The following is a 14309-nucleotide window of genomic DNA, read 5'->3' on the forward strand; positions in this document are numbered from 1 at the left end:
TGTTTCTCCGGAATCAGTGGCCGCCCGCGCGGCGGCCGAGTTGCCGCTCACCGACCAGGCGCTGCACCAGCGCGGTGATGAGGGACATGAAGACGATGAGCACGGTGCAGTAGGCGAGCGCGAGCCCGTACTCCCCGTTGCCCACGCGCCCGATGATGTAGGTCGTGGCCAGTTCGTACTTGGCCGAGACCAGAAAGATCACGGCCGAGACCGTGGTCATGGAGCGCACGAAGCTGTAGATCAGCGCCGCCGTCAGCGCCGGCTTGAGCAGCGGCAGCACGACGCGGCGCAGCGTGGTCAGCGTGCCGGCGCGCAGCATGAACGAGGCCTCGTCGAGCGAACGGTCCAGCTGCTTGAACGCCGCCGTGCCGGCGCGCACGCCCACCGGCAGGTTGCGGAACACGAAGCACAGCACGATGATCAGACCGGTGCCGGTCAGCTCGACCGGCGGCACGTTGAAGGCCAGGATGTAGCTCACGCCCAGCACCGTGCCGGGGATCGCAAAGGTCAGCAGCGCCGCGAACTCGAAGCCCGCCTTGCCGCGGAACTCGGTGCGCGCCAGCAGCCAGGCGATCAGCAGGCCCAGGAAGGCGCAGACCGGCGCGGCCATCGCCGCCAGCGAGGCGGTGGTGAACAGCGAGTTCCAGGCTGTGCCGGCCCAGACCAGGCCGTGCTCGCCCCACTGCAGGTCGAAGGCACCGCGGAAGTGGTCCAGCGTGATCGTGTAGTCGCGGCCCCAGGTCTTCACGAAGCCGCCCACAAACGCGAACAGGTAGACCACCACGGTGAACACCAGCCACGGCCCGGCGACACCGAAACACAGGCGCCGCACCGCATCGGGCAGCGGCATCGGCAGGCCCGCGTCGCCCTTGCCGGTGACGGTGGTGAAGCTGGTGCGGCCCAGCAGCGCGCGCTGCAGGAAGAACACCGCCAGCGCGAAGAAGGTCAGCACCAGCGCCAGCGCCGCCGCCATGCCCGGGTCCAGCGCGGCACCGACGATGGCGAAGAAGATGTCGGTCGACAGCACGGCGTACGAACCGCCGAGGATGATCGGGTTGCCGAAGTCGGCCATGCTCTCGATGAAGCCGACCAGGAAGGCGTTCGCCAGGCCCGGCTTGAGCAGCGGCAGCGTCACCGTCAGGAAGGTGCGCAGGCGGTCGGCGCGCAGCGTCTGCGCCGCCTCTTCCAGCGACGGGCTCACGCCCTGCACCACACCGCGCATGATCATGAAGGCGATCGGCGTGAAGGCAAACATCTGTGCCAGCCAGACACCGAACACGCCGTAGAACCAGCGCGAGGGCGCCACGCCGAAGGCCCATTCCATGAACTGGTTGTAGAGGCCCGCGCGACCAAACAGCAGGATCAGGCCCAGCCCGACCACGAACGGCGGCGTGATGATCGGCAGCATCGCCAGCACGTTCAGCGGCTTCTGCAACCGTGTGCCGCCGCGCTCGGCCCACAGCGCCATCAGCGTGCCCATCACCGTCGTGCCGCCCGCCGTCAGCAGCGCCAGGAACAGGGTGTTCCAGGCGACGCCGCAATGGGCCCCACTTGTGACGCAGCCCAGGCCCCAGATGCGCGAGGTCGCCAACCGCTCGACCAGGGAGCCGGGCGACCACAGGCCCATGTCGTCGTACAGGCCGGACGACAGCGAACGCAACACCGGGTAGACCACGAACAGCGCCAGCAGGCTCACGCAGCCGACCACCGCCCCGGCGATGAACACGTCGCTGCGGAAGAACCCCAGCCGCGCCACCCCCGCGCCGAGCAGCATCACCAGACAGGCGATGGCGATGAAGCCGCCCCAGCCCATGCCGAACTGGCCGTGCTCCAGCGGACCGAACCAGGCCTCCAGGGTCTGGAAGCTCCAGCCCGGCGCGCCGATGGCGAAGCCGCTCACCAGCAGACCGGCCAGGCCCAGCAAGGCGCCGCCCACCAGCACCCCGCCCTGCGCCCGCCCCACGGGCAGCAGCAGGCCGGCGCCGGCGATCAGCAGACCCGCCAGCCCGGTCCAGAGCCAGGGCCGCCCGTGCAGCGCCGCCTGCACCACGCCGCTGGCCGTGGCGTCACCGCCCCAGACCGCGGGCAGCGCGGCCCAGAGCGACTGCTGTTGAAGAAAGTACCAGGGCAGCAGCGCGTACGCCGCCAGCCCCAGCAAGGTCCAGGCGGCAATCGACCGCCCGGACCGCGAGGTCAAGGAGTTCATGGGGAGTCCCGGAGGTTTGGGCGATCAGCGCGGCAGGCTGTTGACGTCTTTTTCCCAGCGCTGGATCAGGCGCTTGCGCTCGGCCGTCTGCCCGTACTTGGCGTAGTCGTAGTCGATCATCTTGATCTTGCGGAAGTCGGGCACGCGCGGGTCGACCTTGGTCTCCTTGTTCGACGGCAGCTGGAACTGCAGCGTGGCCGCGCCGAGCGCCTGGGCCGACGGCGTGAGCACCCATTCGTAGAACTTCTTGGCCGCCTCGACGTTGCGTGCGCCCTTGATGATCGACATCGAGCCGATCTCGGCGCCGGTGCCGTCGGTGGGCGTGACCGTCTCCAGCGGGAAGCCTTGCGCCTTCTCGCCGGGGCCGTCGTGCACGAAGCTGATGGAGATGGTGGACTCGCCGCGCGCCACCGCCTTGATCGGGCCGGTGCCCGAGCGGGTGTAGGTGGCGATGTTGCCGTGCAGCTTCTTGAGGTAGTCGAAGGCCTTGTCTTCGCCCATCAGCTGCACCAGCGTCGCGATCATGGTGTAGGCCGTGCCGCTGGACGACGGATTGGCCGACTGGATCTCGCCTTTGTATTCCGGCTTGAGCAGGTCGGCCCAGGTCTTGGGCACGGCCAGCTTCTTCTTGGCCAGCAGCTCGGTGTTGTAGCCAAAGCCCAGCGGGCCGGAGTAGATGCCGACCGTGCGGTAGCCCGACTGCGCGGCCTGCTTCTGCGCCCAGTCGTGCAGCTTCGGCAGCGTCGGCGACTTGTATTCCAGCGTCAGGCCCTGCTCGGCCGCCTGCAGGTGCGGATCGCCGGTGCCGCCGAACCAGAGGTCGGTCTTGGGGTTGGCGCGCTCGGCCATGATCTGCGCGATCGCCTCGCCCGAGCCCTTGAGCGTCATGTTGACCTTCACACCCTGGCTCTTCTCGAAGGTGACTGCGAGCATGTTGCACCACGCCGCCTGGGCCGAGCAGATCAGGTTGAACTCGCTGCTCTGCGCCTGCGCGGACAGCGAGGGCAGCAGCAGGAAGGGAGCGGCGAGCCAGAGGTTCTTTTTCATCGGTTTTCTCCTTGGAGGGACACGGGTTCGGGAACGGGATTCGTTGGTGGACGGTCGAGATCTCAGGGGCCTTCCGGCATCGCGCTGGCGCCGGCCAGCAGCACGCTGACTCCGGGACCGTCGAGAAAGACGCTGACTGGTGCGCCGACCTGCAGCGTCTGTCGCTCGTGGTGGCGGTGCACCTGCAGCAGGCCGAGCGCGGTGTGCACCCGGTAGTGCGAGAGGCGGCCTTCGTAGGCATGCGACGCGATGCGGCCGGCCAGGCCCTGGCCGCTGGCCGGCGCCAGCCGCCAGGCCTCGGGCCGCACCACGACACGGGTCGCGCCCCGGCGCCGGGCCAGGCCGGTCGCCACCGTCAGCGGACCCAGCCGCAGACGGCCCTGCCCGTCGGCCTCGGCGTCGAACACGGCGGCATCGCCCATGAAACCGGCCACGAATTCGGAGCTCGGCCGCTCGTAGATCTCGCGCGGGCTGCCGACCTGCTGTACCTGCCCGTCGCGCAGCACCACGATGCGGTCGCTGACCGCCATGGCCTCGTTCTGGTCGTGGGTCACGTAGATCACCGTGAGCCCCAGCGACTGCTGCAGGCCGCGGATCTCTTCGCGGATCTGGCGCCGCAAGCCGGCGTCCAGGTTGGACAGCGGCTCGTCCAGCAGCAGCACCTCGGGCGCCAGCGCCAGCGCCCGCGCCAGCGCCACGCGTTGCTGCTGCCCGCCCGAGAGCGCCGCCGTGCTGCGGCCGGCCAGTCCCGCCAGCCCCACCTGCGAGAGCGCCGCCTGCACCCGTTCATCGCGCGCCGCCGCGTGACTGTCCAGCCCGAGGCCGTAACCCACATTGCCCTGCACGTCCAGGTGCGGGAACAGCGCATAGCTCTGGAACACCATGCTGATCGGCCGCTGCTCCGGACCAGTGCCGGTCAGGTCGCGCTCGCCGATGAACACCCGGCCGGCGCTGGGCTGCTCCAGCCCCGCCAGGATGCGCAGCAGCGTCGACTTGCCGCAGCCGGAAGGCCCCAGCAGCGTGGTCAGCTGGCGCCGCGCAAACCGCAGCTGCACGCCGCGCAGCGCGCGCGTGCCGTCGGCGAAGGTCTTCTCCACCGCGTCGAGACGGACCGCGTCAGGCATGTGGTCTCCCGGTGGCGATTGCCCTTGCTGACGAGGGCGCCAGGTCCCAGCGCACCACGGCATCGACGCCGACCACGCGGTCGTCCTGCACCCGGTTGAACAGCTGCACCTGCGCCCGCATCGACTCCGCGATCTGGCGGCAGATCGACAGCCCCAGGCCGATGCCGGTGCCGCCCGCGGCCGACTGGAACGGCTCGAACAGGCGGTCCATCACCGCCGCATCGATGCCGCCGCCGTTGTCCCAGACGAGCAGTTCGGCCTGGTCCGGCAGCACCCGCACCACCATGCCCAGGGCCGAGCCGCGCGGTGCGTGGTGGATCGCGTTGGACATCAGGTTGCGCAGCAGCTCGCCCAGCAGCCAGGGATCGGTGGTCAACCGCACCGGCACCGCCTCGAAGGAAAAGTCCAGCCGCTTGCGCGCCAGCAAGGGGCCGAACTCCAGACAGACGTCGCGCGCCACGGTTTCGAGATCCACCTCGGTCCAGTGTCCCTGCGCCACCAGCTGCTCGACCTTGGCCAGCGACAGCAGTTGCCGCACCAGTTCGCTGGAGCGGTCGACCGTGGCCAGCATCTTGGGCAGGGTGTCCTTCACCTCCAGCTGGCCCGACATCGTGCCTTGCAGCTGGGTGCGCAGCACCGCGAACGGCGTGCGCAGCTGGTGCGAAGCGTCCGCCAGGAAGCGGCGCTGCTGTTCGGTGGCCTCGCGTTGCCGCGCCAGCATGCCGTGGACCGCGTCGGACAGGGGCTGCAGTTCGGCCGGCACCGGCTGCGGGGTTTCATGCGCGGCGCCGCCGCGCAAGGCGTCTTCCAGCCCGCGCAGGGGTGCCAGCGCACGCCGCGCGCACCAGGCAAACAGCGGCAACACCGCGAGCAGCCGCGCCAGACCACCCCACACCGGAGCCGCCACCAGCTCCGGCAGCAGCGCCTGCAGCAACAGCTCGGCCAGCAGCAGACACAGGGCCAGGCACAACACCAGCCGCAGCGTGATCGACCAGGGCCGCAGCGGAGCCACTGGCGCCGTTTCGCCGGTGGTACCCGGGAGTGTGGGGGGCGCGGACGACACCATGCGCTCTTCAGGCCGCGACCGGCCCTTCGGTGATGGCCTCGTCGATCATCAGGTAACCGACACCCCGCAGCGTCACCAGCTGCGCGCCGGAGCCCTGGATGCGCTTGCGCAGCCGGTGCACCAGCACCTCGATCGCGTCGGCGCCGACCGGCTCGTCGCCGAACACCGCGCGGTGCAGCTCCTCCTTGCCGATCGCCTGCCCGGGGCGCGCCAGCAGGGTCTTGAGCAGCGCCAGCTCGCGGGTCGACACGTCCAGCGGCGCCGCGCCGCGAAACACCGCGCCGGTCTGACCGTCGACCCGCAGCAGCGCGCAGCGCAGCTCCTGCGCACCGTGGCTGCGGCGCACCAGCGCCTTCAGGCGTGCCGCGAGTTCCTCGATGTCAAAGGGTTTGGTCAGGTAGTCGTCGGCGCCTTCGTTGAGGCCCAGCACGCGGTCCTGCACCGCGCTGCGCGCCGTCATCACCAGCACCGGCACGCTGGAGCCGCCATCGCGCATCAGCCGCAGCACCTCCATGCCGTCCAGCCCCGGCAGGCTCAGGTCCAGCAGCACCACGTCGTGGCTGCGGCGCCGGAACATGGCCAGCGCCTCGCTGCCATCGGCGCAGCGCGTGACCTCGAAACCCCGGGCCTGGAGCACCCGGCCCAGTGCGTCCCCCAGCGCCAGATCGTCTTCCACCATCAGCACTTTCATGCCAACGATCATGCCCGGCGGCCCTGCCCGGCTGCATAGAGGAAACCTTAGAGAAACGCGAAAGCCGGACGAAATCTTCGTCCGGCTTTCAGGCGCCGCTCAGGGCGGCGAAGCTTGGGGGCCGACGGGCCAGCCGCCGGGCCGCCCCAAGGCAGGCCCAGCCCCCTCGGGGGGCAGCGACCCGCACAGCAGCAGCGGAGCGTGGGGGCTCTAGTTCTTCCGGTGCCAGGCCAGCAAACGCGGCGTCACCAGCACCAGCAGCACGATCACCAGCAGGGTGGCCGACATCGGGCGCTGGAAGAACACGGTGAAGCTGCCCTCGCCGATCGACATGGCGTTGCGGAACTGCGCCTCGGCCAGCGGGCCCAGGATCAGGCCGACGATCACCGGCGCGGTCGGGAAGTCGAAGCGGCGCATCGCCACGCCCACCAGCGCCAGACCGAACATCAGGAACAGGTCGAACGAGCTCTGGCGCATGCCATACACACCCACGGTCGCGAAGATCAGGATGCCGGCGTACAGCGGCGCCTTGGGGATCTTCAGCAGCTTGACCCACAGGCCCACCATCGGCAGGTTGAGCACCAGCAGCATGACGTTGCCGATGTAGAGCGAGGCGATCAGCGCCCAGACCAGGGCCGACGAAGTCGTGAACAGCTGCGGGCCGGCGTTGATGCCGTAGTTCTGCAGGGCCGACAGCAGGATGGCGGCGGTCACCGAGGTCGGGATGCCCAGCGTCAGCAGCGGCACCAGGGTCGCGGTCACGGCGGCGTTGTTGGCGGCTTCGGGGCCGGCCACGCCTTCGATGGCGCCCACGGTACCGAATTCCTTCTTGTGCTCGGGGCTGGCCAGCTTGCGCTCGGTCGCGTAGCTCAGGAAGGTCGGGATCTCGGAGCCGCCGGCCGGGATGGTGCCGAACGGGAAGCCGATGATGGTGCCGCGGATCCAGGCCGGCCACGAACGCTTCCACTCGGCCTTGGTCATGTGCGCCTTGTTCATCTTGTTCATCGTGGCGTCGGCCTTGCCTTCGTAGAGCGCGTTGTAGAGCGTCTCGTTGACCGCGAACAGACCCACCGCGACCAGCACCACCTCGATGCCGTCCATCAGTTCGATGACGCCACCGGTGTAGCGCACCTGGCCGGTGATCTGGTCCATGCCGACCAGGCCCATGGCCAGGCCGATGAACAGCGCCGTGATGCCGCGCAGCGTGCTCTGACCCAGCACCGCGCTCACGGTGGTGAAGGCCAGCAGCATCAGGCAGAAATACTCGGGCGGGCCGAGCTTGACCGCGAACTCGGCCAGGAAGGGCGCGAACAGCGTGACCAGCACGGTCGCGACCGTGCCGGCGACGAAGGAGCCGATGGCCGAGGTGGCCAGGGCCGCTCCGGCGCGGCCATTCTTGGCCATCTTGAAGCCTTCGAGCGCGGTCACCATGGTGCCGGTCTCGCCCGGGGTGTTGAGCAGGATGGAGGTGGTCGAGCCGCCGTACATGGCGCCGTAGTAGATGCCGGCGAAGAAGATCATCGAGGCGGTCGCCTCGACCTGTCCGGTGATCGGCAGCAGCATGGCCACCGTGACCGCCGGGCCCAGGCCGGGCAGCACGCCGATGGCGGTGCCCAGCGCGCAGCCGGCCAGCGCCCACAGCAGGTTGATGGGGGTACCGGCGGTGGCAAAACCGCCCAGCAGATGGTTCCAGAGTTCAAGCATGGTGTTTCCCCGATCAGATCCAGCCGCCGCTGGTCAGGCCCGGCAGGTTCACCGCCAGGAACTTGGTGAACAGCCAGTAGGTCGGCGCCGAGATCAGCATGCCCACCACCGCGTCGCGCACCAGCTGCATGGTGTCGCCACCGGGCTTGCCTTCGCTGATGCGCAGGCCGCGCACCGCCAGCAGGTAACACAGCGCGCAGCTGAGGATGAAGCCGATGGTCGTGATCAGGGCCGCATTGCCCAGGATGCCGGCCGCCACCCAGGCCAGGGCATGCCAGTCGCCGCGGGCCGCGCCCGAGGGCTCTTCCATGTTGCGGTAGCCGCCGGTGCGCACTTCCCAGATCAGCATCACGCCGCAGATCGCCATGACGGCCGACACGATCCAGGGCAGGAAATCGGGGCCGACGCCCGCGTAGCCGGCGTCGGACGGGATGTTGGCCGCGCCATAGGCAAGCACGGCGGACAGCACGATGGCGGCCACGCCCATCGCCAGCTGGCCGGGTCGGTGATCGGGGCGCGTTCCGGACGCGTCCAGGGATTCGGTGGACATGTTTGCAACTCCTCGCAGGAACAAAAAAGCCGCGACGCGAACGCCGCGGCCGCTGTGTGGGGCCGGCTCTGTGGGCCGTTTACACCATGCCGGCGCGGACCATGGTCGCGCGCAGGGCGGAGAAGTCCTTGTCCACGAACTCGTCGAAGGCCTTGCCGGTCAGCAGTGCGGGCGTCCAGTTGTTCTTTTCCAGCGCGTCCTGCCAGGCCTTGCTCTTGGTGGCCTTGACGATCATGTCGGTCAGGGCGGCACGTTGCTCGGGGGTGATGCCGGCGGCGCCGTAGACACCGCGCCAGTTGCCGATCTCGACGTCGATGCCCTGCTCCTTGAGCGTCGGGATCTTGTCCATGCCCTTGACGCGGGTCGGCGAGGTGACGGCGATCGCCTTCATCTTGCCGCTCTCGATGTACTGCTGGAACTCGCTGTAGCCGGAGCCACCGACGGTCACGTTGCCGCCCAGGATGGCGGCGACGGCCTCACCGCCCCCACGGAAGGGCACATAGTTGATCTTGGCGGCGGGCACGCCCACGGCCTGTGCGATCTGCGAGGCTGCGATGTGTTCGGTGGAGCCGCGCGAACCGCCGCCCCACTTGATGCTGCCGGGGTCCTTCTTCAGGGCCTCGACCACGTCCTTCATGGTGTTGAAGGGCGAGCTGGCGGGCAGCACGAAGACGTTGTATTCGGTGGTCAGGCGGGCGATCGGGGTCACCTGCGTGATCGAGACCGGCGGCTTGCCGGTGATGATGCCGCCCAGCATCACGGCGCCCATCACCATCATGGCGTTCGGGTCGCCCTTGGCGGCGTTGTAGAACTGGGCCAGGCCGATGGCGCCGGCCGCGCCGCCCTTGTTCTCGAAGGTCACGGTGTCGGCCACCTTGGCGTCGCGCAGGGCCTCGCCCAGGGCGCGGCCCGTGCCGTCCCAGCCACCGCCGGGGTTGGCGGGAATCATCATCTTGACGTTGGCACCGGCGGCCCAGGCCAGGTTCGGCAGGGCGCCGGCGGCGGCCATCGCGGCCAGGGATTTGATGAAGGTATCGCGACGCATGTGTTGTCTCCGAGGGAGGTTGATCGACGAGGGTGATCTTCCTGTCGGCCGCTGTCATTCGGCTGTCGCACCACCCCGGACAAACCCTAATCCGCCACCCTGCCGATAATGTCCCCAGCATGAAACTGCTGCTGATCGAAGACAACCCCACCATGCAGGCCACCCTGCAGCGCACGCTGGAGCGCCGCGGCATGCAGGTGCTGACCTGCGGCGACGGCGACAAGGCCCTCGCCCTGTGGCGCGCCAGCGTGCCCGACGTGGTGCTGCTGGACCTGAGCCTGCCCGGACGGGACGGCCTGCAGGTGCTGGGCGATGCGCGGGCCGAAGGCCTGAAGACGCCGGTCATCATCCTGACCGCGCGCGGCACCGTGGGCGACCGCATCATCGGTCTGAACACCGGCGCCGACGACTACCTGCCCAAGCCGTTCGACCTGGATGAGCTCGAAGCCCGTGTGCGCGCCCTGGTGCGCCGCTCGGCCGACAGCGACGGCGCCCTGCCCGCGCGCAGTGCCGGCTGGTGCGGCATGCAGATCGACCGCGACAGCGGCGCGGTCTACCACGACGGGGTTCCGATGGAACTGGCGCCGCGCGAACTGGCCCTGTTGCGCGCGTTGCTCTCGCAACCCGGGCAGGCGATCACCAAGGAACGCCTGTTCGAGCTGGTGTTCCCGGGCGAGGCGCATGTGCAGCCCGAGGCGATCGAGGTCGTGGCCTACCGGCTGCGCAAGAAGATCGGGCACACCGGCGCACAGCTGGTGACGCTGCGCGGCCTCGGTTACCTGCTCAAGGCGGCGGCGTGAGCGCAGGTCGGATCGCTCGATGAACGCGCCGATGTCGCTGCGGCGCACCCTGCTGCTGGGCATCCTGCTGCCGCTGTTCGGTTTCGTGATCATCAACACCGTGGTGCTCTACCGGCAGGCGCTGGCCGCCGCCGACACCGCCTATGACCGCACCTTGCTGGCCACCGCCAAGTCGCTGAGCGAACAGCTCGCGGTGGTGGGCGAAGGCCCCGAGGCCAAGGTGCGTTCGTCGCTGCTCTATTCGGCACTGGAAGCCTTCGAGGCCGACAACCGCAGCCGCATCTTCTACCGCGTCAGCGGTTTTGCCGGCGAGATGGTGTCGGGCTTCGACGACCTGCCGCCGCCCAGGGCCCGCCTGCCCGACCAGAAGATCTACGCCGCCCTGGTGCACTTCTACGACGACGACTACCGCGGCGTGCCGGTGCGCATGGCCGTGCTGCTGCAGCCGGTCGCCAGCAGCAAGGCGCAGGGCATGACCACCATCCAGGTGGCCGAAACCCTCGAACTGCGGCAGACGCTGGCGCGGCAGATCCTGATCGACACGCTGTGGCGCCAGGCGGCGCTGGTGGTGGTGATCGTGCTGGTGGTGGTGATCGTCGTGCAGCGCGCCACGCGCCCGGTGCGATCGATCAGCCAGGCGCTGGCCCGGCGCAGCGAGAACGACCTGTCGCCGCTGCCGACCGACAGCGCGCCGCGCGAAGTGCTGCCCCTGCTGGAAGCGACCAACCAGCACATGCAGCGCCTGTCGCAGCTGCTGGACCACCAGAAACGCTTCGTGCGCGACACCTCGCACCAGCTGCGCACGCCGCTGGCCGTGCTCAAGACCCAGGTGCAGTCGGCGCGCCGGGGCGACGTGCCGCCGCTGCAGGCGCTCGAAGAGATCGGCCACACGGTCGACCGGGCCACCGAACTGGCCAACCAGATGCTGGCGCTGGCCAAGGTCGAGCAGCTGCGCCAGGAGCGCGACGCGCCGGTGGTCGACTGGGGCGAGGTGGTGCGGTCGGTCGCGCTGGACCTGGCGCCGCTGATCGCCGACCGGGGGCTCGATTTTTCGCTGGACGTGCAGAAGGCGCTGGTCCGCTCGCACGAGTGGGCGTTGCGCGAACTCTGCCGCAACCTGCTGCACAACGCCATCAAGCACTGCCCGCCCGACTCCCGGCTGTCGATGGCGATGGCCTGCGACAGCCGCACCGCCGCGCTCTCGATCAGCGACAGCGGCCCGGGCATTTCCGAACACCTGCGCGAGCGCCTGTTCCAGCCCTTCGCCACCGACCACGGCGCGCGCCCCAGCAGCGCCGGTTCGGGGCTGGGGCTGGCGATCTGCCACGGCATCGTGCAGTCGCTGGGCGGCAGCATCGACATGCAGAACCGCGAAACCCACGGCCGGATCACCGGGCTGGACGTCACCGTCCGCCTGCCACTGGCATCCCCCGACACGGAGGTCATCCATGACCCATGAAACCCAGGGCAGCGGCAAGGTCCGGCTGGACAAGTGGCTGTGGGCCGCGCGCTTCTACAAGACCCGCGGGCTCAGCGCCGAAGAGATCGACAAGGGGCGCGTGTCGGTCAACGGCGCCGCGGCCAAACCGGCGCGCGAGGTCCGCGTCGGCGACCGCATCGAATTGCGCACCGGGCCGGTGACGCGCACGGTCGACGTGCGCGCGCTCAGCGGCGTGCGCGGCCCCGCGTCGGCCGCCGCCCTGCTCTACGAGGAAACGGCGGAATCGGTGGCACAACGGCTCGCCACCGCCGAACGGCGCCGCCTGGCGCCCGAGCCGGCCGAATCCATCGCGCAGGGACGCCCGAGCAAGCGGGACCGCCGCGACCTGGACGCCATGCGCCGGCCGGCGGCCGACTGGAACGACCGCTGGAGCGCGTCGATCGATCGCAGCGACGACTGAGTCAGCGCCGGCGCAGGCCGAGCCACACCACCGTCGCCACCACCAGCAGCCCGCCGATCACCTGCACCGGCGCCACCGACTGGCCGAGCACGGCCCAGGCCAGCACCAGCGCGAAGATCGGCTCGACATTCATGATCGGCGAACCGCCCACCACGCCCAGGCGGGGCAGCACGGTGAACATGATGGTGAACGCGGTGCCGTACAGCGCCGTCAGGCCCAGCAGACCCCACCAGCCAGCCGGCGCATCCGGCAGCGACAGCCCGCCCTGCCCCACCACGCCCACCAGGGCACAGGCCGCGACCAGGGCCATGGTGGCGGCCGTGCGCACCCGGCCGTCGAGGCCGGCGGTGTCGTGCTGGGTGAAAACCAGCGCCAGACCGAACGAGGCGGCGGCGGTCAGCGCAAACGCCACACCGGCCCCGATGCGGCCCCAGTGGGCCGATGCGCCCAGCCCCGAGGCGGCACCCGCCACGTCCAGCGCCAGCGCCAGGCCCAGCAGCAGCACCGGCATGGCGCGCAGCAGCCGCGGCTCGATGCGTTCGCCCTTGAGCGTGCGGGCCCACATGGCGGTCCACAGGGGATAGGTGTTGAAGGCCAGCAGCGCCAGCGCCACCGGCAGGCGCGCCACCGCCGAATACAGGCACAGGCTCTGCAGGCCGATCAGCAGCCCGATCCTGAGCAGCGCCGTCTTCTGCCCGCCGGACAGGTGGACCGGCACCCCTGCGACCCGCACGATCGCCCAGACCACCACGGCCGTCACCGCACTGCGGAACAGCACCGCGGTCGACACCGTGACGCCGTGGTCGAACGCCAGCCGCGCCGCGACGTGGTTGGCCCCCATCATCAGTGCGATGAGCAGCAGCGTCGCGAAGGCGGAACCGGACAGGGCTTTGGAAGGAGAAGCAGACATCCGGGGATTGTGTGCGGGGGAGCTGCCGTCGGGCGTCACCGGTGCGCCAAGAGTTGCTCTTCGGCTGCCTGCCGCAAGGCCTCGATCAGCCGGTGCACATCCTCGGCGCCATGGGCCGCGGACAGGGCGATGCGCAGGCGGGCCGTGCCCTCCGGCACGGTGGGCGGGCGGATGGCGGGCACCCACAGGCCCTGCGCGCGCAGGCGCGCCATCACGTCCAGCGCGGCGGTGTTGTCGCCGATCACCAGCGGCTGGATGGCGGTGTCCGAGTGCATCAGCGTCCAGCCCGCGGCGTCGATGGCCGGGTGTGCGCCCGGCGCCAGACCGGCGCGCAGCTGCGCGATCAGCGCGGCCAGGTGCTGGCGCCGGCGCTCGCCCTCGGCGCCGAGCACACAGCGCAGGCCGGCGCGCACGGCCTCGGCCAGCAGGGCCGGCGCGGCGGTGGCGTAGGTGTAGCTGCGGGTTTTCTGCAGCAGCCACTCGACCAGCCGCTCGGGCCCGGCCACGAAGGCGCCCGCCACGCCCAGGGCCTTGCCCAGCGTGGCCATGTAGATCACGCGCGGCGAGGCGCCCGCGCCGGTGAGGCCGGCGGCGGCCAGCGCGCCACGGCCCTGCGGCCCCAGCACGCCGAAGCCGTGCGCGTCGTCCAGCAGCAGCAGCGCGTCGTGCCGCTCGCACAGCGCGTGCAGGCCGGCGATGTCGGCCACGTCGCCGTCCATGCTGAACACCGCGTCGCTGATCACCAGCTTGCGGCGCGCCGGGCTGGCGGCCAGCAGCGTGTCGAGCTGCCGCAGATCGGCGTGGCGGAAGCGGTGCACCGTGGCCTTGGACAGGCGGGCGCCGTCGATCAGGCAGGCGTGGTTCAGCGCGTCGGAGAACAGCGCGTCGCCCTCGCCCACCAGCGCCGGCACGGTGCTGGCGTTGGTGGCGTAACCGGCGTAGAAATACAGCGCACACGGCAGGCCCACAGCCTCGGCCAGCTCGCGCTCCAGCGCCGCGTTGGCCACGCTGTGGCCGCTGACCATGGGCGAGGCACCGGAGCCCACGCCGTAGCGGTCCACCGCGGCGTGCACCGCCTGGCGCAGCAGCGGGTCTTGCGCGAGGCCCATGTAGTCGTTGCTGCAGAAGGCCAGCAGCGACACGCCGCCCACGTTGAGCCGGGCCTCCGGCTCGGGCGTGACCGCGCGGCGCACGCGGCGCAGCGACTGCGCGTCCAGCGCGGCCAGTCGTTGATCGAATTCGTTCAGCCAGCTCATGTCCATCCT

13 protein-coding genes are annotated in these 14309 nt (G+C 70.3%); 3 read left to right on the forward strand and 10 right to left on the reverse strand.

All coding sequences use genetic code 11. From position 1 onward, the window contains the following. Nucleotides 1-13: 13 nt before the first annotated feature. The 8 genes from ACS5NL_RS21480 to ACS5NL_RS21515 form a co-directional block, all read right to left on the reverse strand. Entirely contained in the window at nt 14-2206 is a 2193-nt protein-coding gene (locus tag ACS5NL_RS21480) for an ABC transporter permease (protein WP_439356001.1), read from the reverse strand. 24 nt (nt 2207-2230) lie between these two features. Next, nucleotides 2231-3253 (reverse strand): ABC transporter substrate-binding protein, encoded by a 1023-nt coding sequence (locus tag ACS5NL_RS21485; RefSeq protein ID WP_439356002.1) that lies wholly within the window; start codon nt 3251-3253, stop codon nt 2231-2233. Between the two features lie 62 nt (nt 3254-3315). Further along, entirely contained in the window at nt 3316-4377 is a 1062-nt protein-coding gene (locus tag ACS5NL_RS21490) for an ABC transporter ATP-binding protein (RefSeq protein ID WP_439356003.1), read from the reverse strand. Then, on the reverse strand, nt 4370-5389 hold the full coding sequence (locus ACS5NL_RS21495; protein ID WP_439356004.1) for a sensor histidine kinase: 1020 nt from the start codon (nt 5387-5389) through the stop codon (nt 4370-4372). The genes ACS5NL_RS21490 and ACS5NL_RS21495 overlap by 8 nt, the downstream gene beginning before the upstream one ends. A gap of 61 nt (nt 5390-5450) precedes the next feature. Next, nucleotides 5451-6134 (reverse strand): response regulator transcription factor, encoded by a 684-nt coding sequence (locus ACS5NL_RS21500; protein WP_439356005.1) that lies wholly within the window; start codon nt 6132-6134, stop codon nt 5451-5453. Between the two features lie 210 nt (nt 6135-6344). After that, the gene (locus ACS5NL_RS21505; RefSeq protein WP_439356006.1) at nt 6345-7838 is read right to left on the reverse strand and encodes a tripartite tricarboxylate transporter permease; all 1494 of its coding nucleotides are present in this window, start codon (nt 7836-7838) and stop codon (nt 6345-6347) included. Between the two features lie 13 nt (nt 7839-7851). Then, nucleotides 7852-8388, reverse strand: a complete 537-nt coding sequence (locus ACS5NL_RS21510; protein ID WP_439356007.1) for a tripartite tricarboxylate transporter TctB family protein — start codon at nt 8386-8388, stop codon at nt 7852-7854. Nucleotides 8389-8467: 79 nt separating this feature from the next. After that, nucleotides 8468-9433: a Bug family tripartite tricarboxylate transporter substrate binding protein gene (locus tag ACS5NL_RS21515; RefSeq protein WP_439356008.1), complete on the reverse strand. Its 966-nt coding sequence runs from the start codon at nt 9431-9433 to the stop codon at nt 8468-8470. A gap of 119 nt (nt 9434-9552) precedes the next feature. On the opposite strand from ACS5NL_RS21515, the gene ACS5NL_RS21520 reads away from it, so the two are divergent. Genes ACS5NL_RS21520 through ACS5NL_RS21530 form a run of 3 tightly spaced genes read left to right on the forward strand, consistent with a single transcriptional unit; the run spans nt 9553 to nt 12134 of the window. Further along, nucleotides 9553-10233 (forward strand): response regulator transcription factor, encoded by a 681-nt coding sequence (locus tag ACS5NL_RS21520; protein WP_439356010.1) that lies wholly within the window; start codon nt 9553-9555, stop codon nt 10231-10233. 19 nt (nt 10234-10252) lie between these two features. Beyond that, entirely contained in the window at nt 10253-11692 is a 1440-nt protein-coding gene (locus ACS5NL_RS21525) for a sensor histidine kinase (protein WP_439356011.1), read from the forward strand. Beyond that, nucleotides 11682-12134, forward strand: coding sequence for an RNA-binding S4 domain-containing protein (locus ACS5NL_RS21530; RefSeq protein WP_439356013.1), 453 nt, complete (start codon nt 11682-11684; stop codon nt 12132-12134). Before ACS5NL_RS21525 ends, ACS5NL_RS21530 begins: the two co-directional genes overlap by 11 nt. Nucleotide 12135: 1 nt before the next feature. On the opposite strand, the gene ACS5NL_RS21535 is transcribed toward ACS5NL_RS21530, so the two are convergent. Further along, nucleotides 12136-13044: a DMT family transporter gene (locus tag ACS5NL_RS21535; protein ID WP_439356014.1), complete on the reverse strand. Its 909-nt coding sequence runs from the start codon at nt 13042-13044 to the stop codon at nt 12136-12138. Nucleotides 13045-13079: 35 nt separating this feature from the next. Beyond that, nucleotides 13080-14306 (reverse strand): aminotransferase class I/II-fold pyridoxal phosphate-dependent enzyme, encoded by a 1227-nt coding sequence (locus ACS5NL_RS21540; protein WP_439356063.1) that lies wholly within the window; start codon nt 14304-14306, stop codon nt 13080-13082. Nucleotides 14307-14309 lie beyond the last annotated feature (3 nt).

Origin of the sequence: Hydrogenophaga sedimenti, from assembly GCF_051857515.1 — a bacterium.
Classification (GTDB): Bacteria; Pseudomonadota; Gammaproteobacteria; order Burkholderiales; family Burkholderiaceae_C; genus Hydrogenophaga.

Excerpts from the sequence above, each read along its gene's own strand:
- ACS5NL_RS21480 (WP_439356001.1), bottom strand. The coding sequence starts at position 2,206 with ATGAACTCCTTGACCTCGCGGTCCGGGCGGTCGATTGCCGCCTGGACC.
- ACS5NL_RS21485 (WP_439356002.1), bottom strand. The coding sequence starts at position 3,253 with ATGAAAAAGAACCTCTGGCTCGCCGCTCCCTTCCTGCTGCTGCCCTCG.
- ACS5NL_RS21490 (WP_439356003.1), bottom strand. The coding sequence starts at position 4,377 with ATGCCTGACGCGGTCCGTCTCGACGCGGTGGAGAAGACCTTCGCCGAC.
- ACS5NL_RS21500 (WP_439356005.1), bottom strand. The coding sequence starts at position 6,134 with ATGAAAGTGCTGATGGTGGAAGACGATCTGGCGCTGGGGGACGCACTG.
- ACS5NL_RS21505 (WP_439356006.1), bottom strand. The coding sequence starts at position 7,838 with ATGCTTGAACTCTGGAACCATCTGCTGGGCGGTTTTGCCACCGCCGGT.
- ACS5NL_RS21510 (WP_439356007.1), bottom strand. The coding sequence starts at position 8,388 with ATGTCCACCGAATCCCTGGACGCGTCCGGAACGCGCCCCGATCACCGA.
- ACS5NL_RS21515 (WP_439356008.1), bottom strand. The coding sequence starts at position 9,433 with ATGCGTCGCGATACCTTCATCAAATCCCTGGCCGCGATGGCCGCCGCC.
- ACS5NL_RS21520 (WP_439356010.1), top strand. The coding sequence starts at position 9,553 with ATGAAACTGCTGCTGATCGAAGACAACCCCACCATGCAGGCCACCCTG.
- ACS5NL_RS21525 (WP_439356011.1), top strand. The coding sequence starts at position 10,253 with ATGAACGCGCCGATGTCGCTGCGGCGCACCCTGCTGCTGGGCATCCTG.
- ACS5NL_RS21530 (WP_439356013.1), top strand. The coding sequence starts at position 11,682 with ATGACCCATGAAACCCAGGGCAGCGGCAAGGTCCGGCTGGACAAGTGG.
- ACS5NL_RS21535 (WP_439356014.1), bottom strand. The coding sequence starts at position 13,044 with ATGTCTGCTTCTCCTTCCAAAGCCCTGTCCGGTTCCGCCTTCGCGACG.
- ACS5NL_RS21540 (WP_439356063.1), bottom strand. The coding sequence starts at position 14,306 with ATGGACATGAGCTGGCTGAACGAATTCGATCAACGACTGGCCGCGCTG.